Source organism: Syntrophales bacterium (assembly GCA_030018935.1).
GTDB lineage: Bacteria > Desulfobacterota > Syntrophia > Syntrophales > CG2-30-49-12 > CG2-30-49-12.
Map to the genome: position 1 here is coordinate 18,945 of JASEGZ010000003.1, position 25,692 is coordinate 44,636.

Genomic DNA, 25,692 nt, shown 5'->3' on the forward strand with positions numbered 1-25,692 from the left:
ATGATGAGGTATGACGCACCTGACGCAGGCTAAAGCCTGCGGCTACGGCTAAAAAACCGGGGGCGGCCAACGCCACTCCCGGTTTCCATCCCTTATTCCGCGAGCAATTTCTTGCACGCTTCTGTCAGCTCCGGAACGACCTTGAAGAGGTCGTCCACCACACCGTAATCGGCCTTTGTGAAGATCGGGGCCCCCGGGTCCTTGTTAATGGCTACAATATATTTGGAAGAACTCATACCGGCCAGATGCTGAATGGCGCCGGAGATTCCACAGGCGATGTAGAGGTTGGGAGAAACAACTTTCCCCGTTTGTCCCACCTGGTCTGACAGGGGTCTCCATCCCGCATCCACTGCTGCCCTCGACGCTCCCACGGTTGCACCGATGACATCCGCCAGCCCTTCGAGGATCTGGTACCCCTCTGGTCCCTTCATCCCACGCCCACCGGACACAATAAAGTTAGCCTCCGTCAGGTCAACCTTCCCGCTCGTATCCTTCTGAACCTCGAGTACCTTTGTCTTCAACTGAGCCGGATCAAGGCCAGGATCAAACTTTACCACCGTACCTGCCTTTGGATTTTCCACGATGGGAAACACATTCGGCCTCAGAGAGGCCATCTGAGGGGTTGAAGAGATGACAACCTCACCGTAACACTTACCGGCGTACATAGGTCTTATCGCGACAAACTTGCCATCTACGATCTTCACATCTGTACAGTCTGTAGCCATACCGGTTGCCAGTTTACCCACCAGACGGGAAGAGAGGTCCTTCCCCTGAATGGAAGCACCGAGTAGCAGGATAGAAGGATCATTTTCCTTCACCACCTTGGCGATGGCCGTGGCATGGGCATCCGTGGTGTAAGGTTCCAGGGCGGCATTGTCCGCCACATAAACTTTATCAACACCGTATTTTGAAAGCTCACCGGCAATTCCCTCGATTCCGGAACCAAGCAGGATAGCGCAAACTTCTTCCCCCAACTGGTCAGCAAGCTTCCTTGCCGTGCTGGCAAGCTCAAAACTGATCTTGCGCATGGTTCCGTCTCTCTGTTCAGCTACTATCCATACACCTTTTGCCATTTCTATTTTCCTCCGTGATAATTATAAATTTGATATTGGGGACAGATTTGAAATCTGTCCCCACGTCTTTTCAAAGTTTTCAACTTAGATGACCTTTGCCTCTTCCCTTAACAGCCTGGCCAGCTCCGCCGCCTTTGTTGTCGGATCATCACCGCCGATAATTTTCCCCGCTGCTCTGGCGGGAGGCGGTATGAACCTGGCGACTTTTGCCTTTACATCCACGGTTACACCCAGCGCCGCGGCATCCTTGGTATCAAGAGGTTTCTTCTTAGCCTTCATGATCCCGGGCAGGGATGCATAACGGGGTTCATTCAATCCTTTCTGGGCGGTAACCACGCAGGGCAGGGTACCTTCAATCAAAAGCTGGGCGCCCTCAATCGGCCTGATAACCTTTATGGACATGCCGTCCACATCAACTTTTGTAACAATTGTCAACTGCGGGATACCAAGAAGTTCAGCGAGGACAGAACCAACCTGGCCGGAGTCATCGTCAATAGCACGCTGCCCACAGAAGATGATGTCATGCGGGATACCGGCAATGGCAGCAGCGAGGGCCGTTGCTGTGGTATAAGCATCGGCGCCATCAAAAGCCGGATCACAGATGTGAATCCCCTTGTCGGCACCCATGGCAAGGGCGGTCCTGATGGTCTCCATGACCCTTGCCGGACCTAAAGAAACAACGGTGACTTCTCCCCCGAACTTCTCCTTCAATCTGAGGGCCTCTTCAAGACCATACTCATCATAAGGATTCATGACCCATTTGATTCCGCTTTCGTCAATTCCCGATCCATCGGGCTTCACCTTGATCTGTGCTTCCGTATCCGGAACCTGTTTTACACATGCAACAATGTTCACTTCTTCCTCCTTCCCTCGGATGTATGTGCAGGGAACATTAATTGGATCCAGCCATACATCGGCAAGCAATGGTTTTATTTTTTCATTATCTGGTTACCCGAACCCTTTCCGAGCCCTGGGGGGTAAAAGGGTAAAGGCGGGGTCCGGGGATAAGCCTGCTGGTTCTTACATTAGCGCATTTTCCCCTATCTCAATATTCGTTTGGTGTCAAGAAATATTTTCCGACTGTTCCGTAACAACCAAAATGAGATACCGGGAAAATTTCTTGACTTCAAATTCACATAAATATATTGTAAGCACTCAGCTATCAGCCTTCAGTTTTCAGCGAAAACAAAAAGATACTGGAGGAAGTTCACAACTTCTAAGACGAGTTTTCATACGTATGTTTTTGTCTTGACTTGTTTTACTGATTACTGATCGCTGACGGCTGAACGTTTGCAATATACTGTATTACCGAAAATCAATTTGGCAACACATTGGGGAGAGGGCCATCTCATCATGGGAACGGAGAAAAGGTACTGTTCAATATGTGCATGGCGGGAAAACTGTCAAAAAAGATTCAGTATGTCAACTGATAGGTTGGGTAATGTACGTTGTCCTGATTACACGAGGGATATTTCCATCAAGGACAGTGATATTGACGAGGCGGAAAAGAGAGACTCCCGATGAACGGTGAGTAGTCAAACGTGTGCTTTCGTGGAAGGTTGGCCCTATGGCCAACTTTTTTCGTATGAAAGGGTAATTGATTGGCAAATTCCATGAAGAACAGACTAACGGTATTACTGGAAAATGCCGTGAAGGACTGTGCCGATAGGGGTTTACTCCCGGGAGGGGCGCTTCCCTCTATAGAAGTGGATGTTACTAAAGATATTGCCCACGGTGATTATGCATCTAATGTGGCAATGGTACTGGCATCCCGTACCAGGGAGAATTCCCGTAAGGTTGCCGAAATCCTTTGCCGTCATATCCATGATCCTGACGGGATCCTCGAAAAAATAGAGATTGCCGGTCCCGGGTTTTTAAACTTTTTCATCAGGGAAGAGGCATGGGTAGCAATGCTTGAAGCCGTGGATAAGTTAGGAGATTGTTACGGCCATTCCATTTGGGGGAACAGCAGAAAGGTCCTTGTGGAATTTGTCAGCGCCAACCCGACGGGGCCGCTCCATATCGGTCATGCGAGGGGGGCGGCGGTGGGTGATGTCATTGCCAATCTCCTCACGATGTCAGAGTTTTCTGTTTCCCGGGAGTACTACATCAATGATGCGGGCAGCCAGATGAATAACCTGGGAAGGTCCGTTATGTTTCGTTATCTGAAGTTGTTGGGGGAGGAAATTGAATTTTCCGAAAGCTGCTACCAGGGGGACTACATTGGGCATATTGCCGTAGAGATTCTGAAAAGGGACGGGGATGCTCATCTTGCCATGGATCGGAAGGAGGTCATCCGTCTCTTCACCGACTATGCCGCCAATGTGATCATGGGAGAGATCAAAGAGGACTTGCAGGCCTTTGGGGTGGTTTTCGACAGTTACCTCAGCGAGAGAGAGCTTTACAAAGATAACGGGGTTGCAAAATTGCTTGCGGAGCTTGAGAAAAAAGGATTTATCTATCAGAATGGGGAAACTTTTTGGTTTAGGACAACCGATTTCGGGGATGAGAAAGATCGGGTTGTCATTAGGAGAAATGGTGAACCGACTTATTTTGCCGCCGACATTGCCTACCATCAAAACAAGTATATCCGGGGCTTCGATACGGTTATTGATGTCTGGGGAGCGGATCACCATGGCTATATCCCACGGATGTATGCAGGTATTCAGGCCCTGGGCAGAGAAAAAGATTCTCTGAGGATTGTTCTGGTGCAATTGGTAAATCTAATGCGGGATGGTAAGCCTGTGGCCATGTCCACGCGGGCCGGGGAATTTGTGACCCTGAAGGAAGTGGTGGATGAGGTAGGAAGGGATGCGGCACGGTACAACTTTCTTATGAGGCGGTCGGACAGCCACCTTGATTTTGATCTGGAGGTAGCGAAGAAACAATCCAATGAGAATCCCGTATACTATGTGCAGTACGCCCATGCGCGGATTTGCAGCATTTTGAAGCGGGCCAGCGAACAGGGTGATAAAATTCCCGGTTATGGTGATGCGGATTTGCATCTCCTGAAACTTCCCGAGGAGGTGGAGTTAATCAAAACTGTTACCCGTTTTCCTGAGGTGGTGGAGGGCGCGGCGTTGGCCATTGAGCCCCATCGTCTGACATTTTACCTGAACGACCTCGCCGCTATTTTTCACAGTTACTATAACAAAAACAGGGTGCTCTCTGATGATGAGGGGCTCAGCAGAGCAAGGCTGTTTCTGGTAAAATCCGTCCGTACCGTATTGAGGAATGCATTAAAATTATTAGGTGTTTCAGCTCCGGAGAAGATGTAGGGGTAAAGCGATCAGTTATTAACTTACAATTGTAAACTGGCGACTAAGGAAAGTGCCTATGGCGCCCAGGAACACGAGAACATTTGAATTCAAGTTAGGTAAGCGGGGATTTATCCTGTTCATCTTCGGGATATCTCTTTTACTGTTTTTTGTATATGTATTTGGCGTGATGGTGGGGAAAAATATTGATACCTATCCGGAGAAGCTATCCTGGGGTATTCCTGATATGGTCAAAAAAAGGTTGGGTTTTTCTTACAAGCCGGATAAAACAGAGACAGTAGCGGCGGTGAGGGAAAGAATGGGTGGCTCCACTGCGGAAGAGGATTTCGACCTTACCTTCTACGATACCCTGACCAGGAAATGGGACGAACGAAGAGGAGTCATTCTGGAAGGGAGCAAGGAAAAAAAACCTGCAATTCCCCAGGCTGAACAAAGGAAAGATAAAAGGCCGCCCCTACCGGCGGTTACTGAACATAGCAGAGAAAAGACACCCCCTGTCAAGGAAAAATACCTGGTCCAGGTGGTATCTTATAGAGAAAAAGAGAAGGCCGACAGGTTGTGTAAAAGATTGAAGGTCCTTGGATACAACCCCGGGATCGTAACAACAGAATTGCCTGGAAGGGGAAGATGGTTTCGCGTCATCCTCGGGGGCTTTGAGACCCGCCAGGAAGCCCAAAAAGTAGTGGGTGTTGTGTCTAAGAAGATCGCCGGGTTGAGTTGTGTGATCCGTTCTACGAACGGCCCAGAGGGGTCGGGGGAGGTACAGGGGTGGTAAGGACGAAAGGAAGGTATTGCAAAGTGAGTGATGTATGTTTGAGAGTCTCACAGAAAGATTAGAAGGCATTTTTAAGAAACTGAAAGGGAGAGGTTCTCTCAATGAAGAAAACATTGCCTCTGCCCTGAAGGAGATCCGGATGGCCCTTCTTGAGGCGGATGTCAATTTTAAAGTAGTCAAGGAATTCATCGAGGATGTCAGGACAAGGGCGGTAGGCAGGGAGGTCTTTGCTAGTATTACACCCGGTCAGCAGGTGGTGAAGATCGTCCATGACAGGCTTGTTGAGCTGCTGGGTGGAGTAAGCGGCCAGATAAGGTTCGGTAACCGGTTTCCGACGCCAATCATGCTGGTTGGTCTCCAGGGATGTGGTAAAACAACAACGGCAGTCAAGCTTGCCCACTATCTGATAAAGCAGGGTAAAAGGGTTTATCTTGTTCCCGCTGATGTATACAGGCCGGCGGCCGTCAGGCAACTGTGGATTCTTGGTGAGAAGATCGGTGCGGGGATCTTTGATGCAAAGGATTTGCAAGATCCGGTCATGATTTGTGTACAGGCCATCGCCGAGGCGAGAAGAATGGGTTACGAGGTAGCCATCATTGATACAGCGGGCAGGCTGCACATCAACACGGAGATGATGGAAGAATTGAAAAAGGTCAAAGATGTGATCAATCCATCGGAGATTCTTCTTGTATTGGATGCCATGACCGGCCAGGATGCTGTGAACATGGCGGGAAAATTCAATGAGCTTCTCGGTATAGATGGTGTGATCATGACCAAGATGGATGGTGATGCCCGTGGTGGTGCGGCCCTGTCACTGAAGGCGGTGATCGGAAAACCGATCAAGTTTATCGGTGTGGGTGAAAAGATCGAAGCCCTCGATATTTTTCACCCGGAGCGTATGGCCTCAAGGATTCTCGGTATGGGTGATGTCCTGACCCTCGTCGAGAAGGCACAGGCTACAGTTGATGAAAAGGCAGCACGGGAACTGGAAAAGAAGATCCGGAAGAATGAATTTACCCTCGATGATTTCCGGGATCAGTTGACCCAGATCAGAAAGATGGGTCCTCTTCAGGATATTATCGGCATGATCCCTGGATTGGGCAATGTTAAGGCACTCAGGAATGTGACCCCGGATAAGGGTGAACTGATCAAGATCACGGCGATCATTGATTCGATGACGAAAAAGGAACGCCTGAATTATCAGATTATAGATGGCAGGCGGAGGAAGAGAATTGCCATAGGAAGTGGGACAACGGTTCAGGATGTCAACCGGCTGTTAAAAAATTTTGCGGAAATGAGAAAAATCATGAAGAGGATGACAAAAAAAGGAGGAATGAGAAGGTCATTGATGAGGGGTAATTTCCCCTTTTGAAAAGAGAAAAAATATGGTAAGCAACCAGCTGTCAGCCTCGGAAAGAACGAGGGATGTGGGTTGAAGAACTTCAGAGAACTGAAAGTGTGGGAGAAGGCTCATCAGTTAACTTTGGCGGTCTACAAGGCTACCGCAAAATTTCCGATTTCATCCAAAAGCTGATGGCTGATGGCTGAGCGCTTATATTTCTTTAAAGGAGGTGATCAAGAAAGAGGATGGCAGTTAAAATAAGATTAACACGGAGAGGGGGAAAAGGAAGGCCTTTTTACAGAGTTGTGGCGGCTGAGTCCAGTTCCCCGAGAGATGGTAGATTTTTAGAGATCCTGGGAAGTTATGATCCCAAAAAAGATCCGGCAGCGATTGTGCTGAAAGAGGATCGTATCACCGACTGGCTTCTTAGAGGAGCCCAGCCGACTTTGACAGTGTCACAATTGCTGAAAAAGAAAGGAATCAGTGTTGGGGCATGAGGAGGTAATTTTAGTGTAACCTGCAGGAAAAGTGCTCTGGTCGTGAGTGTTAAAGGTTTTTACGGTTAAATGCGCTATCTATGAGGAAAATTAGCTTATCTGAAAAGTGGAGGTTGTGACGATGAAAGAGTTGATCAAGTACATTGCTCAAGCGTTGGTGGATAATCCTGATATGGTTGATGTTTCCGAGGTGATTGGTGAGCAGACTTCGGTGATTGAACTGAGAGTAGCGAAGGAAGACCTGGGTAAGGTTATCGGCAAACAGGGAAGGACCGCAAAAGCCATGAGGACCATCTTGAGTGCAGCTTCGACGAAGATACGTAAAAGGGCTGTTTTAGAGATCATTGAATAGCCGATGGAACTCCTTGAAATAGGCAAGATTGTCAAATCCCATGGCCTTAAAGGCCGTGTGAAGGTGGCCTCTTATCTTGACATGGAGGAGGCGCTTCAAACGATTAAGGTAGGTGGTAAGAGCGGCAAAAATTATTAGAGGGGTTGTAGAAGAAGACGATGATACAGTTTGATATCCTTACTATTTTTCCTGAGATGTTTGCCTCTCCTTTTAATTGCAGCCTCTTGAAGAGGGCCAGGGAAAAGGGATTGATAGACATTCGTCTTCATAATATCCGAAGCTATGCCGGGGATAAGCACAGGATGACTGATGATGCCCCCTATGGTGGCGGCGGTGGGATGGTAATGAAGGTGGAGCCTATTGACAGAGCTCTGGCATGTATAGTTCCGAAAAGAGAGCAGTCTCTCGTTATCCTCCTGGCACCACAGGGCGAAACATTCAACCAGAGAGTGGCAGAGGAACTGTCAGGTTATTCTCAAATTGTGCTCATCTGCGGTCATTACGAAGGTGTGGACGAGAGGGTCGTGGCCTATCTGGTTGACAGGGAGATTTCCATCGGCGATTATGTCCTGACGGGAGGTGAATTATCGGCTATGGTTGTGATTGATGCCACATCCCGCCTGATTCCAGATGTCCTGGGGAATCGTGAATCGGCTTCGTTCGATTCTTTTTCCACGGGACTTTTAGAATATCCCCATTATACGCGTCCTTCTGAGTATCGAGGCTGGAAGGTTCCCGAGGTGTTGCTCTCTGGAAATCACCGGGAGATCCAGACATGGCGGTGCAGGGAATCACTCAGGAGGACTCTTTTGCGGCGGCCTGACCTGCTGGAGAAGGCAAAGCTTTCAGAGGAAGATATAAAGATATTAAAAGATATCAAAGTCGGGAGTTTAAAGGAGGAGTTCGTAGGATGAATCCTATCGAGATGCTTGAAAAAGAACAGATGAGGGGAGACATTCCCGATTTTAAAGCAGGTGATACCGTAAGGGTTTATGTGAGGATTGCTGAAGGGCAGAAGGAGAGGATTCAGCTTTTTGAAGGTGTTGTCATCCGCAAAAGGCGTGGTGAGAGCCGGGCCAGTTTTACGGTAAGAAAAGTATCCTATGGTGTCGGTGTGGAAAGAACATTTCCTCTCCATTCACCGGTAATAGACAGGATCGAGGTGGTGACAAAAGGCAGGGTGAGGCGTTCCCGGTTATACTACCTGAGAAATCTAAGGGGTAAGAAAGCGAGAATTAGGGAATTGTCGTCATGAAAAGTTTGCGGGAAAAATCATCAATATGTGATGATGAACGATTTTGAACAACGTGCCCATCAGAAAGGTTACAGGTTTATCGCTGGTATTGATGAGGCAGGCAGGGGTCCCCTCGCAGGTCCGGTGGTCGCGGCAGCCGTGATCCTTCCACCAGATTATGAAAATCCGGAGATCAACGATTCGAAACAGCTTTCGCCTCAAAAGAGAGAAAGGTTGTACGAAACTATCGAACGTGATGCCCTCTCTATTGGTCTTGGTGTTGTTGAAGCATATATCATTGATGCGGTAAATATCCTCAGGGCCACACTGATGGCGATGAAGGAGGCTGTGCTGGAGCTTGCCCCTCCTGTAGATTATCTCCTTATTGATGGCAGGAATCGCATCGCTGTTTCTATACCACAGGAGACCATTGTCAGAGGTGACTGCCGAAGTATCTCTGTGGCCTCTGCATCCATCATCGCCAAGGTGTCGAGAGATAGGATTATGGAGATCTATCATCGTCAATTTCCTCAGTATAATTTTCTGCACAACAAAGGGTATGGTACGTGGGAACATCGGGAGGCAATAAGGAAATACGGCTGTTGCAAGATTCACAGAAGGTCTTTCAACGTTAAGGGTATCAGGGCCCCTCAAATGACTTACCCCCTGTTTTCCTGATATTTTGAGAAGCTCAATACCTTTCTCCATGCAGGATGAAAGGTGCCCAGTAGAATGGGTTTGGATATTTGGATTTTATCATTCTTCTGGTAAGAATTAATGCTTCTATCCTGGTCTTTCCCTCCTGGAGATAACGAGAGAAACTCTCCATATATGCTATGGTTTCTTTTGGCGCCACCTTCCAGAGACTTACAACCACACTCCTTGCCCCTGCGTAATGGAAGGCACGGGAGACGTTTACCACTCCTTCACCTTCCATTCTCTTCCCCTCTCCGTTTACACATGCAGATAAAACAACAGTATCTGCATCAAGCTTCATACCAAGTACCTCAGTTAAGGCAGGGATCCTATCATCTTTTCTCGTATTACCAATCTGCGAGAGAACAAGAAATGGTTTCTCTGCCTTTGACGGTTTGAGGAGGGTTCTGTTCAGTGCCAGTACCATGGCAGATTGATAGTAGCTTATCTTCCACCTATCTCCCACAAATACCGCATCTTTTACGTCCTTTTCAGGTGTTACCACAAGCGCCTCAAAGGGAAGTAGACCGAGGATGCCATCAGGGACAATGATAATATCTTTATCCGGAGGTATATCCTTTAATGCCTCATCCAATAGCAGTTTATAGAGCTTGTTGCCTGAAGTCATTGAAAAGTTCTCTTTTGTATTAAAATCATGTAAGGGGAGGACAAACTCTAAGACCTGCCCTTTTAGTTCCTCTTTTCCTTGAGGAATTTTGATGACCCTCTCAATCCCACCCTTGTTTACCTTAAAGAGATAACCTGTATTGTTACCAAGAGCATACTCCAGTAGAACCTCATTATCCTTTAAGGGGAGCCTTTCCGGCGGGATAGGTTGTGAATAATTGAGAGCTGCATACATGGGGTATTCCTTTCTTAACATGGAGACAAGGGAGTCTAACTTTTTTCTGAGGCTCTCTTTTCTCTTAACCATTCTCTTAAATGCCTCTTCATTTTTTTCATATGTTTCTTCCCACTGGTCTTCTATGGCAAAAAGTTGATGCAAGATATCTCTTTCTTTTTTTCTTATCTTAAGGGGAAGTTCTTTCCTCGAATAATTTCCAGAGTTTGCCATCGCCTCAAGAAATGTCCTTGCCTTTGTAGCCTCGGCGAAATAAAAGGCACTTGATGCCAGGTCTTTACCGTAAGAAGAGAATCTCTTGTCGGTCTTTTCACCCTGCATTGCCCTTTCGGAAAGGGTTGCCACCAGAGCTCTGTATCCACGGATACACCCACCGGTATAGCCTGCCTCCCCGAAGCCTCTTTTTAACCTTACCTTCTCCCTTATCTGCTCGGCAATGGAGACTGCCTTGAGAAGCTCTGACGATGCCTCTTCAAGCATCCCGTTGCCTCTCAGGGCGAGACCATACCGTATATGGAACTGCATGCGGGAGGCGGCATTCATCTTCTCTTCAGGTATTATTCCTTTGAGGAGTTTGAGCGCTTCACCGTATCTTCCCGTGGCAAGGTAGAACTCGGGAAGAGAGGAGCTTCTTATCCCTTTATAACCATTATTTTCCTTGTCAAGGAATCTTTCCTCCACCTCTCTGTATTTCTTCTGGGCAAGGTAAAAGAAAACGATATTATCCAGGCTTATAGCTATTGATTCACCTTGTTCCCTTATCTTGAGCGCCTCTTCGTAATAGGAGAGCGCCTTATCGTACTGGCCGAGGACATTGTAAACACTACCGATGTTATCCAGGTCCATCGCTATCTCGGAAGGAAAATTGAGTTTCCTGTCTATCTTGAGCGCCTCTTCGTAGTGAGAGAGCGCTTTATCATACTGGCCAAGGTAGACATGAACAAGAGCTATGTTATTGAGGTTTTGGGCCATATCATCCCGGGGGCTTCTTATCACTACTTCTTCGTCGTGTTTTACTGCCCTCTCTATATCCCGGGGGGTATCAAGTTGCCTTCTTATCTTCAGTGCTTCTTCGTGGTGTTTTAGCGCCCTCTCGTATTGACCAAGGGATTCGCAAACTACGGCGATGTTGTTCAGCCCTGTAGCTATATCCTGGGGGATATTGAGTTTCCTGTCTATCTTGAGCGCCTCTTCGTAGTGAGAGAGCGCTTTATCATACTGGCCAAGGGAGTCGTAAGCCATACCGATTTCATTCAAATTGGCAGAAACACCCCGCAGGATATTCAGTTTTCGGTTTATTTTCAGTGATTTTTTAAAATAGGAGAGGGCTTCCTCGTACATTCCATATTGTGACGCATCCTGTCCCTGCTGATAGAGTTTGAATGCCTCATTGACTGCTTCTGTTTTTGACTGGCAAAGGGCAAGCCTGAAAGGTATCATCACAGAGAGGGCAATCAGGAAAATAAATATTCTTTTTTTCATAAAAACTCCCTACGCGTTAAATTTGTATTGTCCTCAAGTATTTGTAGCCGCAGGCTTTAGCCTGCGCCTACGGTTATTTACGAAACGCTTTAGTAGTTACCACAGATTTAAAACTTTTTCAAGTCCAATGTGAATGGGCCGGAGGTCAGATATCAGTATTGAGCTTTCCGTCTGATACTGATGGTCCAATTGCTCATGGACATACGTATTTTTTTATGGTAGTAAAATAAACCGCGGGTCAGATATCAGGAGTCAGGGGTCAGAAATGAACAAACTGGCTAAAACAGCCCTTATTCATACCCCTTAATCCTGGTCCCTGACCCATGGTTCCTGATCAGCTTTATGCGTACGACTTGTAGGGCTTACATGCAGATAAAAAAGATCGGTATCATTGCCAATATTGCCAAAGAAAGATCCCCCGAATATACCATTCGCTTGAGAGACTGGCTCCTGGACCAGGGGTTAGAGGTTTTTCTTGAAGAGGAGATTGCCGGGAAGTTCGGCGAGGGTAAAGGTCTGGAGGTGAGGGAACTGGCTTCACAGGTAAATCTTCTTGTTGTCCTGGGGGGTGATGGCACGATTTTGAGAACGGCGAGGTCTGTGGTGGAATACGATATTCCTCTCGTCGGTATCAACCTGGGGGGGTTTGGTTATCTCACAGAGGTTAATTTAAACGAAATGTACAGCGCCCTGAAAATGATCCTCCAGGGGGAATACCAGACAGAAAAGAGGATGATGCTCGATGCGACGGTAAACAGAGAGGGAGAACTGCTCAGGGGGCATACCGTTCTCAATGACGTGGTCATCAATCGGGGGAACCTTTCGAGAATTGTCGAGCTGGAAACGGCTGTTGATGATCGGTATCTCACCACCTTTAAGGCCGATGGCCTCATCATCGCCACCCCGACGGGTTCAACTGCTTACTCTCTTTCTGCCGGAGGTCCCATCGTATTCCCCGAACAGGATTTGATCGTCCTCAATCCAATATGCCCGCATACGCTGACGAACCGTCCGATCATCCTTTCTGAAAGTTCCGTTGTAAAGGTGATTTTATGGACAAAAGAGCAGGGGGCGCAATTAACCCTCGACGGACAGGTTTCATTTACCTTGAAATCCGGTGACACCATAACCATCAGGAAATCGCAATATGTGACCACCCTTATCTCTTCTCCCCACAGGAATTATTTAGAGATTCTGCGCACAAAGTTGGGGTGGGGAGGATTATCCACGGGAGCCAATAAGGGCTGCGATGTTGACCGAGCTGAACATAAAGAATTTTGCCATCATTGATGAAATGAAGGTATCTTTTAGCGATGGCCTCAGTGTGATTTCCGGTGAAACGGGGGCAGGCAAGTCAATTATCATCGGGGCTGTAAGCCTCCTGCTGGGTGAGAAGGCATCTGGTGACATGATAAGGTCTTCTGAGGATACGGCGGTGGTGGAGGCTCTTTTTGATATTGGCAGGATGGGGGCATTAAAAGAAAGGTTAAAACAGATGGGGTTTTATCAGGGGGATGACCTTGTTATCAGGAGGGTTGTGTCCCGGTCAGGAAAGAACAAGGTGTATCTTAATGGAAACCTCGTCCCCCTTGGTCTACTTTCGTCTGTTAGTGAGTCCCTCTTAAATATATGCAGCCAGCATGAACATCAGGTTATGCTGAATGCGGAAAACCACATTGATATCCTCGATGAATTTGGCGGGCTCCTCACCCTCAGGTCTGAATATACAGTTGTTTACGATCAGTACCAGTCTCTAAATGCAAGGAGCAGGGAACTCGAATCTGTCCGTCAGAAGAGAGGAGAAAGGGAAGACTTACTTAGATTTCAGTTACAGGAGATCGAGGGCGCCGCATTAAAGGCCGGGGAAGATGCATCCCTTCTCGAAGAGAAAAGGGTACTGGAAAATGTGCAGAAACTAATGGATTATGCGGGAAAGGCTTATGATACCCTTTATGGGAAGAAAGGTTCCGTATTGGAAGAGCTTCGCGATGCGATTACCAATATCCGGGAGATCAAGAAGATTGATACAGGATTGCACGTATCTGAGGAGGATCTCGAGGCGCTGTTTTATCAACTTGAGGATGTCGCTCTCACCATCAGGGATTACACTAAAAATTTAGCCTTCGATGTGGGAAGGCTTGAGACGATTGAGGAACGTCTCACGATGATAGGACGGCTCAAGCGTAAATACGGCCCTACACTCGAACATGTCTTGCAGAAGAAAACAGAGATGGAGGGAGAACTGCAAGGCATCTCATCTGTTGACGAGGAGATTGAACAGGCCTCAAAAGCAATGAAACTGCTGAGGTCTCAGACGATGGAGATGGCCGGCAATCTTTCGCAAAAGAGGAGAAAAGTGGCCGCTGGGTTGAAAGAGACGATGGAGGGTGATATCCGTACGTTGGGAATGGCAGATGCGAGATTTGAGGTGGTGTTTAAAGAGCTGTCTCACAATGGGGGTGAACCTCTTTTTGGCCGTAAAGGAATTGATGAGGTTGAGTTTTTTCTTTCCACAAACGTAGGAGAGGCATTAAAACCGTTGAATCGTACCGCTTCCGGCGGGGAGCTTTCCAGAATTATCCTGGCAATGAAAAAGGTACTTGCCCGGACAGGTTCTGTGGGGACGATCATCTTTGACGAGGTAGATAGTGGCATCGGCGGGGCAACAGCGGAAATTATCGGCGAGAAGCTCAGGGATGTGTCAGGGTATCACCAGGTATTATGCATCACTCATCTCCCGCAGATCGCCTGTTTCGGGAACAGACATTACCGTGTTACGAAGATTGTCTCCGGGGAAAGGACGAACACCTGTGTGAGGGTTCTCTCTCCCGAGGAACGTCTGGAAGAGATTACCAGGATGCTCGGTGGTGTGGAGCTGACAGAGAAGACACGGGAACATGCCCGTGAGATGCTTCTCACAGTTCGAAAAGGAAATCATAAGTCATAAGTCGTAAGTCATAAGTCATAAGTCATAAGTCGTAAGTCGTAAGTCATAAGTCATAAGTCATAAGTCAAAAGTCAAAAGTCAAAAGTCAAAAGACGTATGACGTATGACGTATGACGTAAGACGTATGACGTATGACGTATGACTGATGTTTTATAGGGAAGGGAAAATGTTGAGAAAAGCTTTGATTGGTGATGTGAAGACCATCCACGGGATGATCAATGTTTCTTCAGGAAAAGGGGAGATACTCCCCCGTTCCCTGATGGATATCTATAGCAACTTGAGAGATTTTTTTGTGTATCTTGATGAGGGTGGGGAGCCGGTTCATATCGTCGGCATCTGTGCCATGAGTATCTTCTGGGAAAACCTGGCGGAAGTCCGGTCTCTTTACGTGGATAAAGAATACAGGAACAGGGGTATCGGCAGAAGGCTCGTGGAGGCATGTACCTCCGAGGCGATTACCCTTGAACTGTTCAGGGTGTTTACCTTGACCAACAAGAAGGAATTTTTTGCGCGGTTAGGTTTTAAGGAAGTTGACCGTTCAACCCTTTCCGAAAAGATCTGGTCAGACTGCTTCAGATGTTCCAAATACCCGGACTACTGTGATGAAGTAGCCATGATCAGGGAACTTTAATACTATGGCGACTTCTTCTAATTTTTTCCGTTGACTTTTTATTACAGATTACTATTAGTGGTATAGACGACACTATTGTCTATACTTCCATATTTCAAGAAAACACGTCAGTGTCGTCTGTGAATGAGTTATATGCAATTGCGGATAGGGAGAAATAATTAAAAGCACCTATTTTAGGAAGAGGGTGTGAAGATTGTGTTAAAGAGTGAAGAAAGACCATCAAGATCAGAAATCCTATTCACAAAGATTATCTTTATACTTTTTAGTCTGATCATTATATGGCAGCAGTCAGCAAGTTGGGTAGATGCTGGTGATCTCGAGACGGAATGTCAGCTTTACAAAGAGAGGGCTGGTTCAAACCTCAAGAAGATTGACATCAATAAAGCAACTGAGGAACAATTGGTAGCTCTCCCCGGTATAGGAATAAAGACGGCAAGGGCAATTGTAGCTTATAGAGAAGCCATTGGAGATTATAAGAGCTTAGAGCAGTTAAGACTTGTAAGAGGTGTGGGGGATAAGGTTTATGGCTGTTTAAAGGATCTTGTGACCGTAGTAGAATCCCATTAGTTGAATATAGGGTAGAGTCAAGAAAGTTTGATAAATGTTGGTTTAAATGGGAGGGGAAAATGAGTATATATAAATTCTCAGTTGTTATTGAGAGGGACAGTGATGGTTATTTTGCTCTCTGTCCCGAACTTCAGGGTTGCTACACACAAGGTGACACTTATGAAGAGGTTTTGGGGAATATCAAAGACGCTATCCGCCTTCACATAGAAGACAGAATTGAAAGCAATGAAGAAATTCCTCAGGCAGAATCAGTAAGTCTCACCATGATGGAAGTAGCATTATGAGTGAAAAACTACTGAGGGTAACTGCTGCTGATATAATCAGGGTGTTAGAACGAGCAGGTTTTTCCTTTTCACGGCAGAGTGGGAGCCACAAGATATACAAGAATAAAGAAGGCAGGAGGGCAACAATACCTTATCATTCAGGAAAGATTCTCCACCCGAAAGTCTTGACAAGCATTCTCAGGGATGCTGATTTGACAGTAGAGAGATTTAAAGAACTCTCAAAATGATTCCGGCCGCAACAGCAGATAACACGGGCTAAAAGACTGCTGTCTCCAAATGCTTCGCACTTCGCAAAGCCCGGGAACGTTAGCTTCAGATATGGAAATGAAAAAGGCTTTAGTCCTTATCCCTCTTTTCTTCATATCAATTCTACTCCTGGGGGCGGGATGTGCGGTAAAGATTGAGAAACCGGTACCCAGACCACCGGTCCCACTATCCCCGCTGGAGTTGATTCCTGAAGATCGCCTCCCCTCTTTTGACGATGATCTTGACCAGGCATCCCTTGAACTGGCCATTGAGAGGAGCCTGCAATATTACGACAGAGCAACGACCTCTCTTTATCGTTACGGGGATAAGCGGTACACCGCCCGGGAATTAAAGGAATCCCTTCTCGCATTTCGGGATATCATACGAAGCCCGGATGCTAACGAACTCAAGAGGAAAAAGATCAGGGAGACGTTTGATGTTTACCGGGCCACTGGTTTTGATCAGAAGGGAACTGTCATCTTTACCGGTTATTACGAGCCGGTCCTGGAAGGCTCCCTCGAAAGAACTGAGAGGTACAGGTACCCAATTTACAAAACTCCTGATGATACTGTGGTGGTCAACCTCGGTAAATTCAGGAAAAAGTTCGGGAATGAGCGTATTGTCGGTAGATTGCACAATGGGGAGGTAATCCCTCATTATACCCGTGCAGAGATTGATGGAGCAGGTGCTCTAAAAGACAGAAACCTGGAGATTGTCTGGGTTGATGATCCCGTTGACCTTTTTTCCCTCCATACGCAGGGTTCCGGTAAGATAAGACTGCCGGACGGCAGGTTTATTCAGGTTGGCTATGCCCAATCGAATGGCCACCCTTTCCGTGGTGTGGGAGGATTCTTACTGAGTGAAGGGAAAATCTCAAAGGGGGAAATTTCTTACCAGTCAGTCAAGAGATACTTGAGGGAGCGCCCTGAGGAACTCTCAGATAATCTCCATCACAATGAGAGTTATGTATTTTTCCGCATCGTGGAAAACGGTCCCCTCGGATCACTCGGGTTCCCCATCACTTCCGGCAGAACAATTGCCGCCGATCCCGAGATGTTTCCAAGAGGAGCCCTCGCCTTTATCAGGGCGCGAAAACCGGTATTAAACAACGGAAATGTCGGCGGATGGATGCCTTTTTCTCGCTTTGTCCTCCTTCAGGATGCCGGTGGGATGATAAAAGGGCCGGGGCGGATAGACCTGTATTGCGGAACCGGTGACGGGGCTGAAATGCTGGCGGGGAGCCTGAAGGAAAAGGGTGAATTGTATTTTCTGGTAAAGAAGAAATGATGACTTGTCTATGTTTATTAAAAAAAATTAAAAAAAATGTAACTTTTTTCTTGCTTCTCGCCTTTTTTTGTGTTAGGCATCCCATGAATCCTTTATTTGCGGGGTAATTCCTTTTCTTTCTTTTTACTGTTTGGCAGCACATTAAGCTAATTTAATGAAGCAGTTAAGTTTACGGCCATTAAGAAGTGTTCAATAGCAAAAAGCGGGAAATATCTTCTGATTATTGTTTCAGGGGAATGAGTTCCTGGAAATGGTGGGGTTGTGCGAGCTCATTAGCCAGGTATGTGCCCGGTTAAGGGTTGAACCATTCCCAGGTGGTTATTTCAATTTTGCACCAAAATAACTAAGGAAAGGGGGATGTTAAAGGATGACGAAAGCAGAATTGATTGCAACTATGGCAGGAGAAGCAAGCATTACAAAAGCAGCAGCGGCAAAGGTATTACAGTCGTATGTGGACACGGTAACCAGGGAACTTAAAAAGAATGGAAAACTGGGGCTGGTGGGGTTCGGTACGTTTTCCGTTGTTAAGAGGAAGGCAAGAGAAGGAAGGAATCCTCAAACCGGCAAGGCTATCAAGATACCTGCCAAAAAAGTGGTGAAGTTTAGGGCCGGTAAGGGATTAGCCGAGAAAGTAAAGTAAAAAGTCATAAGGAACATGATGCAACTAAGGCCTCCTGTTTTCCAGGATATGGGGGCCTTAGTTTTTTTATGAGGAGGGTATCTCTTGGGGAAAAAACGTATATTGAGTGGGATGCGCCCAACGGGAAAGCTCCATCTGGGAAATCTTCATGGGGCGCTGGAAAACTGGCTTGCTTTGCAAAACAAAGGCGATTATGACTGCTATTATTTTGTAGCCGACTGGCATGCGCTGACCAGTGAATATAGTAACACAGATAAGCTCAGAGAAAATACCGACGATATGGTCATAGACTGGCTCAGTACAGGATTAGATCCCGCGAAAAGTACTTTGTTTATCCAGTCCAGCATCAAGGAACACGCAGAACTCTACGTTTTCCTTTCCATGATAACCCCGCTCGGCTGGCTGGAGAGAAATCCGACGTATAAAGAAATGAAGGCAGAAATGGCCGATAAAGACCTCGGAACCTTTGGTTTTTTAGGTTATCCGGTTCTCCAGGCAGCGGACATTATCATGTACAAAGCTTACGGTGTCCCTGTAGGTGTGGATCAGCTTCCCCATGTGGAACTCACCCGTGAGATCGCCAAGCGATTCAATTTTCTGTACAGAGAAATTTTCCCCCTTCCAGAGGCCCTGTTAACAGATGTGCCTAAACTTCTCGGGATTGACGGGAGAAAAATGAGTAAATCCTATGAAAACTCGATTTATATCAGTGATCGGGGAGATGTCCTGAAAAAGAAAGTAGCGGCCATGTTCACGGATCCCCAGCGCATAAAGAGAAACGATTCGGGAAGGCCTCACCTCTGTAATGTCTTTACCTTCCACCAGATTTATTCACCATCAGATGACGTCGCTGAAATTGCGGTTGCATGCAAAAGAGCAGGCATCGGTTGTACAGACTGTAAAGAGCGGCTCGCAGCCCGGATATTGGAAGGTATGCAACCGATTCATGATCGCCAGGACTATTACCGGCTCCATATCGAGGAAGTCAGAGAAATCATTGAAGACGGAAATAGCAGAGCAACAAAGATAGCCCGTATGACAATGGCAGAAGTCAGGGAAGCGGTGAAGATTTGATATGGGTCATGGTTATGGAGGAGCGTCTTCAGAAAATCATTACCCGTGCCGGTGTTGCCTCACGACGGGCCGCCGAAAAAATGATCAGGGAGGGCAGGGTCAGTGTTAATGACGTTGTCGTCAGGCAGTTGGGAACTAAGGCGGATGTCGAAAAAGATGAGATCCGGGTGGATGGAAACTTAGTATCATCTGAAGTAGCAAAGATTTACCTGATATTGAATAAACCGAGGGGTTACGTGACGACACTTCATGATCCTCAGGGGAGGCCGATTGTCACAGAGCTGCTGTCCGATGTGTCGGAAAGAGTGTTCCCCGTAGGGAGACTTGATTATGCGTCGGAAGGACTCTTATTGATGACCAATGACGGAGATTTTGCCCAGAGGCTTTTGCACCCCCGGTTCGGGATTCCCAAAATTTACAGGGTAAAGATCAGAGGAAAGTTGACCAGCGCCGAGGTCAGGTCTATTGAAAGGGGTCTAAAATTAGAGGACGGGAAGTTCAAACCGGAGGCTTTTCATGTTGAAAAGATAAACAGGAAGAGTTGCTGGGTTAATTTGACCATTACCGAGGGGAGAAGCAGGATGATCAGAAGGGGTTTTGCTTCCCTCGGTCATCCGGTTGTGAGACTTATCCGGGTAGCCATATCAGACGTTTATCTTGGCGATCTGAAGGCAGGAGCATACAGGTCGTTAACTAAGAGGGAGGTTCAGAAGCTGCTTTCTTAATGACCGGTGTACGATAAAAATTATCTTGACTTTCATTGTGAAAATAAATAATAGTCTGCCACAATAAAAACAGTTCTGTTTGGTATGTTCGGTTATCGTAAGGAGGGTTTATGAGTTTATGAATAAATCCGGAGTCATTGAAGCTTTGAGTAGAAAGGAAGGCCTGACAGAGAAGAAGGCGAGCGAGATAATCAAATTAGTCTTTGATGGTTTTACCGAAGAGCTAAAAAAGGGCGGCAGGATAGAAATCAGGGACTTTGGGAGCTTTGTAGTGAGAAATTATGATGCTTACACAGGTAGAAATCCCAAAACGGGGAAAAGTATCCCCGTGTCTTCCAAGAAACTACCGTTCTTCAAGGCAGGCAAAGAACTTAGAAAGAGGGTCAATAAAAGCTAAATGTTCTCTTACCGGGAAACTCTGAAGGCAATTTTGAGACAGGCAGATGTTTCCCCGGCTGGTTTCTAAGTATAAAACAAAGATATCGTTGACCAATCTTTTCTTACCACCACTTCTCCTCCTTAACTTGCCCATGTTTTGGTATAGCTCCTGAGGTACCACAATATATCTTTCTTCCATAAAAGTAAGATGCGCAAACTACCTTCGGTTAATCTCATTCTCTTTTTTATCACACTTCTTACTACCCTTATTGCCGGTGCGCTCCAGCGGGGAATCAACCCTTTCGAAAATCCCCTGTCTCTGTGGAAGGGGATACCGTTTTCCTTTACCCTGATGATGATCCTGGGGGCACACGAATTCGGTCACTATTTCATGTCTAAGAGACATCATATAGATGCAACCCTTCCCTATTTCATACCGGCACCGTCGTTTATTGGAACCTTCGGGGCATTTATCAAAATGAGATCCCCCATCATGGACAGGAGAACTCTCCTTGATGTAGGTGCGGCGGGTCCCCTGGCCGGGATGATAGTCGCTGTGCCGGTTCTGTTTGTCGGGCTTATCCTTTCAGAAATAGTTCCGGGAACAAGAGAGGGAGGAATCAATCTGGGCGCCTCTGTCTTTTTTTCCCTTCTTAACTGGCTTGCTCGTGGTGTCATGCCGGAAGATACAAATCTCATCCTTCATCCCATCGCTTTTTCCGGCTGGATCGGCTTGCTGGTAACCTGCATGAATCTTCTCCCCGTCGGTCAACTTGACGGGGGACATGTGGCCTATGCGATACTCGGTTCCAGACAGAGGCTTTTAGCCAGGGCGATTCTCGTTCTTCTCCTTGTCCTCGGGATGACCGGCTGGAGTGGCTGGCTTGTGTGGGCGGTAATTCTGTTTTTCATGGGACTTGATCATCCGCCGGTTATTTATGAATGGATTCCCCTCGATAAAAGAAGGAAGATCATCGGCTGGATCACCTTAGTCTTATTTGTCATAACATTTACCCCCGTACCTTTCCGATAGAGGGGAAACTTCTGCTGGAAACCAGGACGGTGATCTGCCGAACAGCAAAGTCAATATCCTTGACCCGCAGGCGAACACATTCCATCAACCTCAATTCACCACCCTACATCGTAAGGTGCTGTCCGAATTAAGTGAAACTGAGTTTCAACTGTTCTTGAACATACGGTACCGGCGGTACCTCAAAGGAAATAATTGTAACAACTGACTAAATATGTTACTAAACCTATTCATGGTTGAGAGACCTTTGAAAATTGACTTCACAAGGGCTCAAAATCTTTTGACGATTATGCATCATTTAGTTTCGCTGCCAGGGCAAAACTCAGGCTTCGCCTTCAAATGGTCTTCCACGCATTGATAATAGGTGGAATCTCCAAAACCTTCCTGTCCTTCTTGAAAACCACTACCCCTCCCAGATAATCATATCTTTCCGCAAAATTACTTCCGAAAAGATTCAAGCGTTGAGACAAATCTGTGAAGAAAGAGGACTTCAGCTAAAAAGGTTCAGCATTGGTTTTCAGGAGGTGTAGGAGGAGAAGAACAGTACCCAATACCATTCTTTGCCAGGACTTCTTTGCAGTACTCAAGTTCCTGCCGTAATCCTGCCGTCTTTTTTTTCAGATAGACGATCTCCTCCTTTAATGATAATATTAATACCTCTTGTTCCTGCAAATCATTTGTCCAGGTCTCCGTTAATACTCTCGTCCCCATACCTTTCTCCTCCCTTCACAGCAACGAACTATGTGAATTCCGGGGTTATACTCCAAAACTATCATCATACAATTCGAAGAATAACTTGGTACTCCAACCGTTACTGTCTGATGTACGGTGGTTCTTATCCTTCTCCAGACAGGAAAAGGATAAGCTGGCCAGTCCATATCTTTTCAGGCTAACTCCCATTTTCTTTAACTGTTCGATGGTAAAAAACTCTCCAAAGACTCTTCTGATAATTTCCAGATCAATCTGTTCTTTCCTGTTTAATTCTCGGGCAGATATTAAGAGGAGGATATACAGTTTTAGCTCGTCAGTGGATAGAGCCGAGAAGCTATTTAACTTATTCAGTTTTGCCAGAATCTCTATCTTTTCCATCTATCACACCACTTACAGCTATGAAATATGACATATATTCTTGTTTGTCAATATAAAAATGATTATTTGTCATATTTACTGGTCTGGTCTCAGAGAAAATTAGCTCACTCGACAAACCTACGGGACTGCGTTAGGGATTAGGGAGCAGGGATTAGAGGAAATCTATCCGGTTATCTATTGACTATCCTCTAAAATTGAGTGATAATTACACATTATTAAGGAGTTTCAAAATTGAGGACCGAGATCGGCAAGAGACTAAAAAAGGTAAGAAAAGAAAGGGGGCTTACTCAGAGAGAGCTTGCATCAAAGATAAGCGACAAGGTTGATTATACTTACATCGGGAAGATAGAAAGGGGTAAACAGCTTCCCTCAATCGGGGTGCTGAAGAGGATTAGTGATGCCTTGGCCATTCCCCTGAGTTATTTCTTTTTAGAAGAAGAAACAACTGGATTTCTGGCACTGCTATCCGCGGATTTGAAGGAAGTTGCGAAAAATAAGAAAAAACAGATATTCTTAAGGGCATTAAGGGATATTAATGAGGAAGACATTCCCCTCTTTATCGAGATTATTAATATCTTGAATAAACATCGGAAGGTTCTCAAAGAAGGGGAGGAATACCTCAAAGCGGCCGAGAATAAGGAAGACTATGGGGAGCCGAACGGAAGATAAGATTGAGAGCTTTGAAAATTGCCTTCATCAGGGCTTCAAAATCTTTTGACGATTATGCATCATTTAGTTTCGCTGTTAGGGCAAAACTCAGGCTTCGCCTTCAAACAGTTGCCCTGGCGGGCGCTTCGCTGCGATGGCAGAGCCCCCCTCCCCGATCTTTGATTAGCTACACTGATTCTGCGAATTCGCCCTTTCTGAAGCCAATTTTCAATTTTGCAAAGGTCTCAAGATTAGCAAAGGAAGAAGAGGGGCAAGGGACAATAACCTATAGCCCATCGTCCATTGCTCTTGCTCGTTGCTAAGGGAAATGAAATGAAAATAGATGCCCATTATTATGCTCTCTTAGCTTTCTGTCGTGTATGTGGCTTTAAAAAGGAGAGTGCCCATAAGGTAGCATACGCATCACAGTTTGTAGACGATGCCAGGATAAATCATATTGTCATTGCCGGAAATCCGGGGAGGGGCCTTATCCAACTGGATAATATTGATAATCAGCCGACCTTTTTCAATATGGCCACCTGCCATTCCTACACTCGCATGAAGACATTCAACTATGAGGCAATGATAAACAACACCTGCGCCTTTCACTTCGTGCCCGGTTGCAAGGGGCCAAACTTTGCCAAAAAACTCCGCTGTGATGAAGAGTCGCCAGTTATTACAGATATATTGAGGGAAGGGCTTGAGCAGGACGAACTAATTAAGTTGGGAATAGTGTTGCACGCCTATGCAGACACCTTCTCACATCAGGGTTTTTCCGGCATTTTGAGCAAAGTAAATGATATCAAGGAATGTAAGACACTGTCAAAAATTCCGTGGAACTGGTCGGATAAGTTCACAAAGGCCTTTAAATGGTTCACAGGGAATGAATTTGACAAATTGTTTGATTCGGCCATGCCCGCTTACGGCCACGGGCAGGCGATGGAATACCCGGACCTGCCTTTCTTAAGATGGTCTTATGAGTACGACTACAGTGATCAATTCTCCACTGCGTACAAATCGTCAGGGGAAATTGATAACAGAGTAAGATACAGGGAGGCTTTTCAAAAAATAAAGGGGCATCTGGAAAATTACCTGCAGAGGCATCCTCAATATCGGGATGAAGGCTATAGGCAAGAGGCTATAGGCGAGAGGCAAAAATTTGCTATCCTGTTTGATACCCTCCTCACAGAGAAGACAGACTGGGAAAGGGTTGAAAATTGGCAAAAAACAATCATTGCTCAGGGACTCTTTGAAAGGAAAGATCCTGCATGCACCTACGACGAGAATGAATGGCTGAGGGAAGCCTTTGCAAATTTTGAAAAGGAGAAATTCAACCAGAGGAAGGTAGAGGGGGTCATATTAGCTGCTAACTTTTCTGATACTAATTGGTATAAATATTACTTAGCGGTTAAATGGTACAAGGAACAATTTTTCTCTTACTGCTCTCAGGCCGGCCTTGAGATCCCCCGCTAAAAAAAGCAAAGATGGGGGTAAAGTCTCTGTTTTTATCGCAAGTTTTCGGAAAGGGCATTTACCTTTCTGGATAATCTTGATATTTTACGCGATGCTGTCTTTTTATGAAGCACATCTTTAGCCGTTGCCTTATCTATAAGTGGTATGACATGGACCAGGGCGGTCTTTGAACCCTCCCTGTCCTTTCCTTCAACAGCCTTGAGTACTGACTTAATCCCTGTCTTGACGCGGGATTTTATCGCACTATTTCTCAAACGGCGCTTTTCATTCTGCCTGCTTCTCTTTTCTGCAGATCTATGGGTAGCCAAAAAAGCATCCTCCTCCATTAGTTTTTAGTCTGACGATGTAATTGTTTATTTATATGAATTTTGGACAGATGTGTCAAGCCTAAAATGGCTTTTGTCTCGCACCGTTAAAACCTTCCGCGTGGTAAGCTCTATTCCTCCAGGATGATCTTGCAGTTAACCAGGGAAATACGCTTGATCCGCAGGGGCAGTATCTTCTGTTCACCAAAGATAGAACGGAGGAAAAGCTTTCCCCCTTCAGGTTCGAGAATATCCACATTCTCCATGACCACTTCTTCAACTCCACCACGCTCGATGTATGCATTGGCCTGACACATAAATTCCCCCCCCTCTTTTATCTGATTGAGAACTTTGAAAATTGTCTTCGAAAGTGCTCAAAATCTTTTTTCGACCATGCATCATTTAGTTTCGCTGCGATGGCATGGTGCCCGAAAAAATCTTTGATTCGCCCTTCACGAAGCCAATTTTCAGTTTTTCAAAGGTTTTGATTTAGTATATCCAAAATATCCCGTTGAATGCAACAAAAAGATTTACAACTGTACTGATCTTTTTCTTTTACCCCTTGACACCCCATCCTGTTCCCCATATACTCGCTGCTAACTCAAAAGGGAGGTAGGTGCTCGGCTTTCCGCTGTCAGCTTCCAGTAAAGACAAATGGTTAGATAAAACACCTCTATACTATGTCAACGTAACACTTTGGAAATAGCGTGTTGTTTTTTCTTACTTTGCTGACGGCTGTTCGCTGATAGCTGAATGCTTACAAAGGAGGTAAGACCG

At 46.1% G+C, this 25,692-nt stretch carries 31 protein-coding genes; 24 read left to right on the forward strand and 7 right to left on the reverse strand.

Going from position 1 to position 25,692, the window contains the following annotated elements; translation table 11 throughout:
- Positions 1-92: 92 nt before the first annotated feature.
- Both QMD03_01095 and QMD03_01100 read right to left on the reverse strand, forming a co-directional pair.
- Complete coding sequence (locus QMD03_01095) at positions 93-1,073, reverse strand: electron transfer flavoprotein subunit alpha/FixB family protein (GenBank protein ID MDI6775832.1); 981 nt, start codon at positions 1,071-1,073, stop codon at positions 93-95.
- Positions 1,074-1,157: 84 nt separating this feature from the next.
- A complete protein-coding gene (locus tag QMD03_01100; protein ID MDI6775833.1) occupies positions 1,158-1,928 on the reverse strand; it encodes an electron transfer flavoprotein subunit beta/FixA family protein in 771 nt (256 codons plus the stop codon).
- A 498-nt stretch (positions 1,929-2,426) separates the two neighbouring features.
- Here QMD03_01100 and QMD03_01105 point away from each other — a divergent pair, with 498 nt between their 5' ends.
- The 10 genes from QMD03_01105 (at position 2,427) to QMD03_01150 (ending at position 9,229) form a co-directional block, all read left to right on the forward strand.
- On the forward strand, positions 2,427-2,597 hold the full coding sequence (locus QMD03_01105) for a hypothetical protein (protein MDI6775834.1): 171 nt from the start codon (positions 2,427-2,429) through the stop codon (positions 2,595-2,597).
- Positions 2,598-2,686: 89 nt separating this feature from the next.
- Positions 2,687-4,351 carry an arginine--tRNA ligase gene (argS, locus tag QMD03_01110; GenBank protein MDI6775835.1) on the forward strand — a complete coding sequence of 555 codons (1,665 nt, stop codon included), beginning with the start codon at positions 2,687-2,689 and terminating at the stop codon, positions 4,349-4,351.
- Positions 4,352-4,409: 58 nt separating this feature from the next.
- On the forward strand, positions 4,410-5,126 hold the full coding sequence (locus QMD03_01115; protein ID MDI6775836.1) for an SPOR domain-containing protein: 717 nt from the start codon (positions 4,410-4,412) through the stop codon (positions 5,124-5,126).
- Between the two features lie 34 nt (positions 5,127-5,160).
- Positions 5,161-6,498: a signal recognition particle protein gene (ffh, locus tag QMD03_01120; protein MDI6775837.1), complete on the forward strand. Its 1,338-nt coding sequence runs from the start codon at positions 5,161-5,163 to the stop codon at positions 6,496-6,498.
- A gap of 215 nt (positions 6,499-6,713) precedes the next feature.
- Complete coding sequence (gene rpsP / locus QMD03_01125; GenBank protein ID MDI6775838.1) at positions 6,714-6,965, forward strand: 30S ribosomal protein S16; 252 nt, start codon at positions 6,714-6,716, stop codon at positions 6,963-6,965.
- 121 nt (positions 6,966-7,086) lie between these two features.
- Positions 7,087-7,317, forward strand: a complete 231-nt coding sequence (locus QMD03_01130; GenBank protein ID MDI6775839.1) for a KH domain-containing protein — start codon at positions 7,087-7,089, stop codon at positions 7,315-7,317.
- A gap of 3 nt (positions 7,318-7,320) precedes the next feature.
- On the forward strand, positions 7,321-7,455 hold the full coding sequence (locus QMD03_01135) for a hypothetical protein (GenBank protein MDI6775840.1): 135 nt from the start codon (positions 7,321-7,323) through the stop codon (positions 7,453-7,455).
- 20 nt (positions 7,456-7,475) lie between these two features.
- A complete protein-coding gene (gene trmD, locus QMD03_01140) occupies positions 7,476-8,231 on the forward strand; it encodes a tRNA (guanosine(37)-N1)-methyltransferase TrmD (protein ID MDI6775841.1) in 756 nt (251 codons plus the stop codon).
- A complete protein-coding gene (gene rplS / locus QMD03_01145) occupies positions 8,228-8,572 on the forward strand; it encodes a 50S ribosomal protein L19 (protein ID MDI6775842.1) in 345 nt (114 codons plus the stop codon). Before trmD ends, rplS begins: the two co-directional genes overlap by 4 nt.
- Before the next feature lie 27 nt (positions 8,573-8,599).
- Complete coding sequence (locus QMD03_01150) at positions 8,600-9,229, forward strand: ribonuclease HII (GenBank protein MDI6775843.1); 630 nt, start codon at positions 8,600-8,602, stop codon at positions 9,227-9,229.
- Positions 9,230-9,242: 13 nt separating this feature from the next.
- Here QMD03_01150 and QMD03_01155 read toward each other — a convergent pair whose 3' ends face one another.
- Positions 9,243-11,591, reverse strand: coding sequence for a CHAT domain-containing protein (locus tag QMD03_01155; GenBank protein ID MDI6775844.1), 2,349 nt, complete (start codon positions 11,589-11,591; stop codon positions 9,243-9,245).
- Positions 11,592-11,957: 366 nt separating this feature from the next.
- Between QMD03_01155 and QMD03_01160 the strand changes: the two genes are divergently transcribed.
- From QMD03_01160 to QMD03_01215, 12 genes are all read left to right on the forward strand, one after another.
- The gene (locus QMD03_01160) at positions 11,958-12,881 is read left to right on the forward strand and encodes an NAD(+)/NADH kinase (protein ID MDI6775845.1); all 924 of its coding nucleotides are present in this window, start codon (positions 11,958-11,960) and stop codon (positions 12,879-12,881) included.
- Positions 12,841-14,538: a DNA repair protein RecN gene (recN, locus tag QMD03_01165; protein ID MDI6775846.1), complete on the forward strand. Its 1,698-nt coding sequence runs from the start codon at positions 12,841-12,843 to the stop codon at positions 14,536-14,538. Before QMD03_01160 ends, recN begins: the two co-directional genes overlap by 41 nt.
- Positions 14,539-14,704: 166 nt before the next feature.
- Complete coding sequence (locus QMD03_01170) at positions 14,705-15,169, forward strand: N-acetyltransferase (GenBank protein MDI6775847.1); 465 nt, start codon at positions 14,705-14,707, stop codon at positions 15,167-15,169.
- Between the two features lie 186 nt (positions 15,170-15,355).
- Positions 15,356-15,736, forward strand: a complete 381-nt coding sequence (locus QMD03_01175) for a helix-hairpin-helix domain-containing protein (protein ID MDI6775848.1) — start codon at positions 15,356-15,358, stop codon at positions 15,734-15,736.
- A 59-nt stretch (positions 15,737-15,795) separates the two neighbouring features.
- The gene (locus tag QMD03_01180; GenBank protein MDI6775849.1) at positions 15,796-16,020 is read left to right on the forward strand and encodes a type II toxin-antitoxin system HicB family antitoxin; all 225 of its coding nucleotides are present in this window, start codon (positions 15,796-15,798) and stop codon (positions 16,018-16,020) included.
- Positions 16,017-16,247 carry a type II toxin-antitoxin system HicA family toxin gene (locus QMD03_01185; GenBank protein ID MDI6775850.1) on the forward strand — a complete coding sequence of 77 codons (231 nt, stop codon included), beginning with the start codon at positions 16,017-16,019 and terminating at the stop codon, positions 16,245-16,247. Before QMD03_01180 ends, QMD03_01185 begins: the two co-directional genes overlap by 4 nt.
- 97 nt (positions 16,248-16,344) lie before the next feature.
- The gene (locus QMD03_01190) at positions 16,345-17,553 is read left to right on the forward strand and encodes an MltA domain-containing protein (GenBank protein MDI6775851.1); all 1,209 of its coding nucleotides are present in this window, start codon (positions 16,345-16,347) and stop codon (positions 17,551-17,553) included.
- Positions 17,554-17,920: 367 nt separating this feature from the next.
- Entirely contained in the window at positions 17,921-18,193 is a 273-nt protein-coding gene (locus tag QMD03_01195; GenBank protein MDI6775852.1) for an HU family DNA-binding protein, read from the forward strand.
- A gap of 84 nt (positions 18,194-18,277) precedes the next feature.
- The gene (gene trpS, locus QMD03_01200; GenBank protein ID MDI6775853.1) at positions 18,278-19,267 is read left to right on the forward strand and encodes a tryptophan--tRNA ligase; all 990 of its coding nucleotides are present in this window, start codon (positions 18,278-18,280) and stop codon (positions 19,265-19,267) included.
- On the forward strand, positions 19,264-19,992 hold the full coding sequence (locus QMD03_01205; GenBank protein ID MDI6775854.1) for a pseudouridine synthase: 729 nt from the start codon (positions 19,264-19,266) through the stop codon (positions 19,990-19,992). The genes trpS and QMD03_01205 overlap by 4 nt, the downstream gene beginning before the upstream one ends.
- A gap of 118 nt (positions 19,993-20,110) precedes the next feature.
- Positions 20,111-20,389: an HU family DNA-binding protein gene (locus QMD03_01210; protein MDI6775855.1), complete on the forward strand. Its 279-nt coding sequence runs from the start codon at positions 20,111-20,113 to the stop codon at positions 20,387-20,389.
- Positions 20,390-20,578: 189 nt separating this feature from the next.
- Positions 20,579-21,403 (forward strand): site-2 protease family protein, encoded by an 825-nt coding sequence (locus QMD03_01215; protein MDI6775856.1) that lies wholly within the window; start codon positions 20,579-20,581, stop codon positions 21,401-21,403.
- A 501-nt stretch (positions 21,404-21,904) separates the two neighbouring features.
- On the opposite strand, the gene QMD03_01220 is transcribed toward QMD03_01215, so the two are convergent.
- Both QMD03_01220 and QMD03_01225 read right to left on the reverse strand, forming a co-directional pair.
- Positions 21,905-22,111 carry a hypothetical protein gene (locus tag QMD03_01220; protein MDI6775857.1) on the reverse strand — a complete coding sequence of 69 codons (207 nt, stop codon included), beginning with the start codon at positions 22,109-22,111 and terminating at the stop codon, positions 21,905-21,907.
- Positions 22,112-22,156: 45 nt separating this feature from the next.
- On the reverse strand, positions 22,157-22,489 hold the full coding sequence (locus tag QMD03_01225) for a hypothetical protein (protein MDI6775858.1): 333 nt from the start codon (positions 22,487-22,489) through the stop codon (positions 22,157-22,159).
- Positions 22,490-22,720: 231 nt separating this feature from the next.
- On the opposite strand from QMD03_01225, the gene QMD03_01230 reads away from it, so the two are divergent.
- Both QMD03_01230 and QMD03_01235 read left to right on the forward strand, forming a co-directional pair.
- Complete coding sequence (locus tag QMD03_01230; protein ID MDI6775859.1) at positions 22,721-23,158, forward strand: helix-turn-helix transcriptional regulator; 438 nt, start codon at positions 22,721-22,723, stop codon at positions 23,156-23,158.
- Positions 23,159-23,470: 312 nt separating this feature from the next.
- Entirely contained in the window at positions 23,471-24,610 is a 1,140-nt protein-coding gene (locus tag QMD03_01235; protein MDI6775860.1) for a hypothetical protein, read from the forward strand.
- A 32-nt stretch (positions 24,611-24,642) separates the two neighbouring features.
- Here QMD03_01235 and rpsT read toward each other — a convergent pair whose 3' ends face one another.
- The gene (gene rpsT / locus QMD03_01240; GenBank protein MDI6775861.1) at positions 24,643-24,918 is read right to left on the reverse strand and encodes a 30S ribosomal protein S20; all 276 of its coding nucleotides are present in this window, start codon (positions 24,916-24,918) and stop codon (positions 24,643-24,645) included.
- Positions 24,919-25,046: 128 nt separating this feature from the next.
- A complete protein-coding gene (locus tag QMD03_01245) occupies positions 25,047-25,232 on the reverse strand; it encodes a CooT family nickel-binding protein (protein MDI6775862.1) in 186 nt (61 codons plus the stop codon).
- Between the last annotated feature and the right edge of the window lie 460 nt (positions 25,233-25,692).

What these genes read in the sequence shown, in the direction of transcription:
- rplS (MDI6775842.1), top strand. Translation starts at nt 8,228, where the DNA reads ATGAATCCTATCGAGATGCTTGAAAAAGAACAGATGAGGGGAGACATT.
- QMD03_01115 (MDI6775836.1), top strand. Translation starts at nt 4,410, where the DNA reads ATGGCGCCCAGGAACACGAGAACATTTGAATTCAAGTTAGGTAAGCGG.
- trmD (MDI6775841.1), top strand. Translation starts at nt 7,476, where the DNA reads ATGATACAGTTTGATATCCTTACTATTTTTCCTGAGATGTTTGCCTCT.
- QMD03_01155 (MDI6775844.1), bottom strand. Translation starts at nt 11,591, where the DNA reads ATGAAAAAAAGAATATTTATTTTCCTGATTGCCCTCTCTGTGATGATA.
- QMD03_01105 (MDI6775834.1), top strand. Translation starts at nt 2,427, where the DNA reads ATGGGAACGGAGAAAAGGTACTGTTCAATATGTGCATGGCGGGAAAAC.
- QMD03_01135 (MDI6775840.1), top strand. Translation starts at nt 7,321, where the DNA reads ATGGAACTCCTTGAAATAGGCAAGATTGTCAAATCCCATGGCCTTAAA.
- QMD03_01130 (MDI6775839.1), top strand. Translation starts at nt 7,087, where the DNA reads ATGAAAGAGTTGATCAAGTACATTGCTCAAGCGTTGGTGGATAATCCT.
- rpsP (MDI6775838.1), top strand. Translation starts at nt 6,714, where the DNA reads ATGGCAGTTAAAATAAGATTAACACGGAGAGGGGGAAAAGGAAGGCCT.
- QMD03_01185 (MDI6775850.1), top strand. Translation starts at nt 16,017, where the DNA reads ATGAGTGAAAAACTACTGAGGGTAACTGCTGCTGATATAATCAGGGTG.
- recN (MDI6775846.1), top strand. Translation starts at nt 12,841, where the DNA reads ATGTTGACCGAGCTGAACATAAAGAATTTTGCCATCATTGATGAAATG.
- QMD03_01160 (MDI6775845.1), top strand. Translation starts at nt 11,958, where the DNA reads ATGCAGATAAAAAAGATCGGTATCATTGCCAATATTGCCAAAGAAAGA.
- QMD03_01210 (MDI6775855.1), top strand. Translation starts at nt 20,111, where the DNA reads ATGAATAAATCCGGAGTCATTGAAGCTTTGAGTAGAAAGGAAGGCCTG.
- QMD03_01245 (MDI6775862.1), bottom strand. Translation starts at nt 25,232, where the DNA reads ATGTGTCAGGCCAATGCATACATCGAGCGTGGTGGAGTTGAAGAAGTG.
- QMD03_01180 (MDI6775849.1), top strand. Translation starts at nt 15,796, where the DNA reads ATGAGTATATATAAATTCTCAGTTGTTATTGAGAGGGACAGTGATGGT.
- ffh (MDI6775837.1), top strand. Translation starts at nt 5,161, where the DNA reads ATGTTTGAGAGTCTCACAGAAAGATTAGAAGGCATTTTTAAGAAACTG.
- QMD03_01195 (MDI6775852.1), top strand. Translation starts at nt 17,921, where the DNA reads ATGACGAAAGCAGAATTGATTGCAACTATGGCAGGAGAAGCAAGCATT.
- QMD03_01170 (MDI6775847.1), top strand. Translation starts at nt 14,705, where the DNA reads ATGTTGAGAAAAGCTTTGATTGGTGATGTGAAGACCATCCACGGGATG.
- QMD03_01235 (MDI6775860.1), top strand. Translation starts at nt 23,471, where the DNA reads ATGAAAATAGATGCCCATTATTATGCTCTCTTAGCTTTCTGTCGTGTA.
- QMD03_01190 (MDI6775851.1), top strand. Translation starts at nt 16,345, where the DNA reads ATGAAAAAGGCTTTAGTCCTTATCCCTCTTTTCTTCATATCAATTCTA.
- QMD03_01215 (MDI6775856.1), top strand. Translation starts at nt 20,579, where the DNA reads ATGCGCAAACTACCTTCGGTTAATCTCATTCTCTTTTTTATCACACTT.
- QMD03_01095 (MDI6775832.1), bottom strand. Translation starts at nt 1,073, where the DNA reads ATGGCAAAAGGTGTATGGATAGTAGCTGAACAGAGAGACGGAACCATG.
- argS (MDI6775835.1), top strand. Translation starts at nt 2,687, where the DNA reads ATGAAGAACAGACTAACGGTATTACTGGAAAATGCCGTGAAGGACTGT.
- QMD03_01220 (MDI6775857.1), bottom strand. Translation starts at nt 22,111, where the DNA reads ATGGGGACGAGAGTATTAACGGAGACCTGGACAAATGATTTGCAGGAA.
- QMD03_01225 (MDI6775858.1), bottom strand. Translation starts at nt 22,489, where the DNA reads ATGGAAAAGATAGAGATTCTGGCAAAACTGAATAAGTTAAATAGCTTC.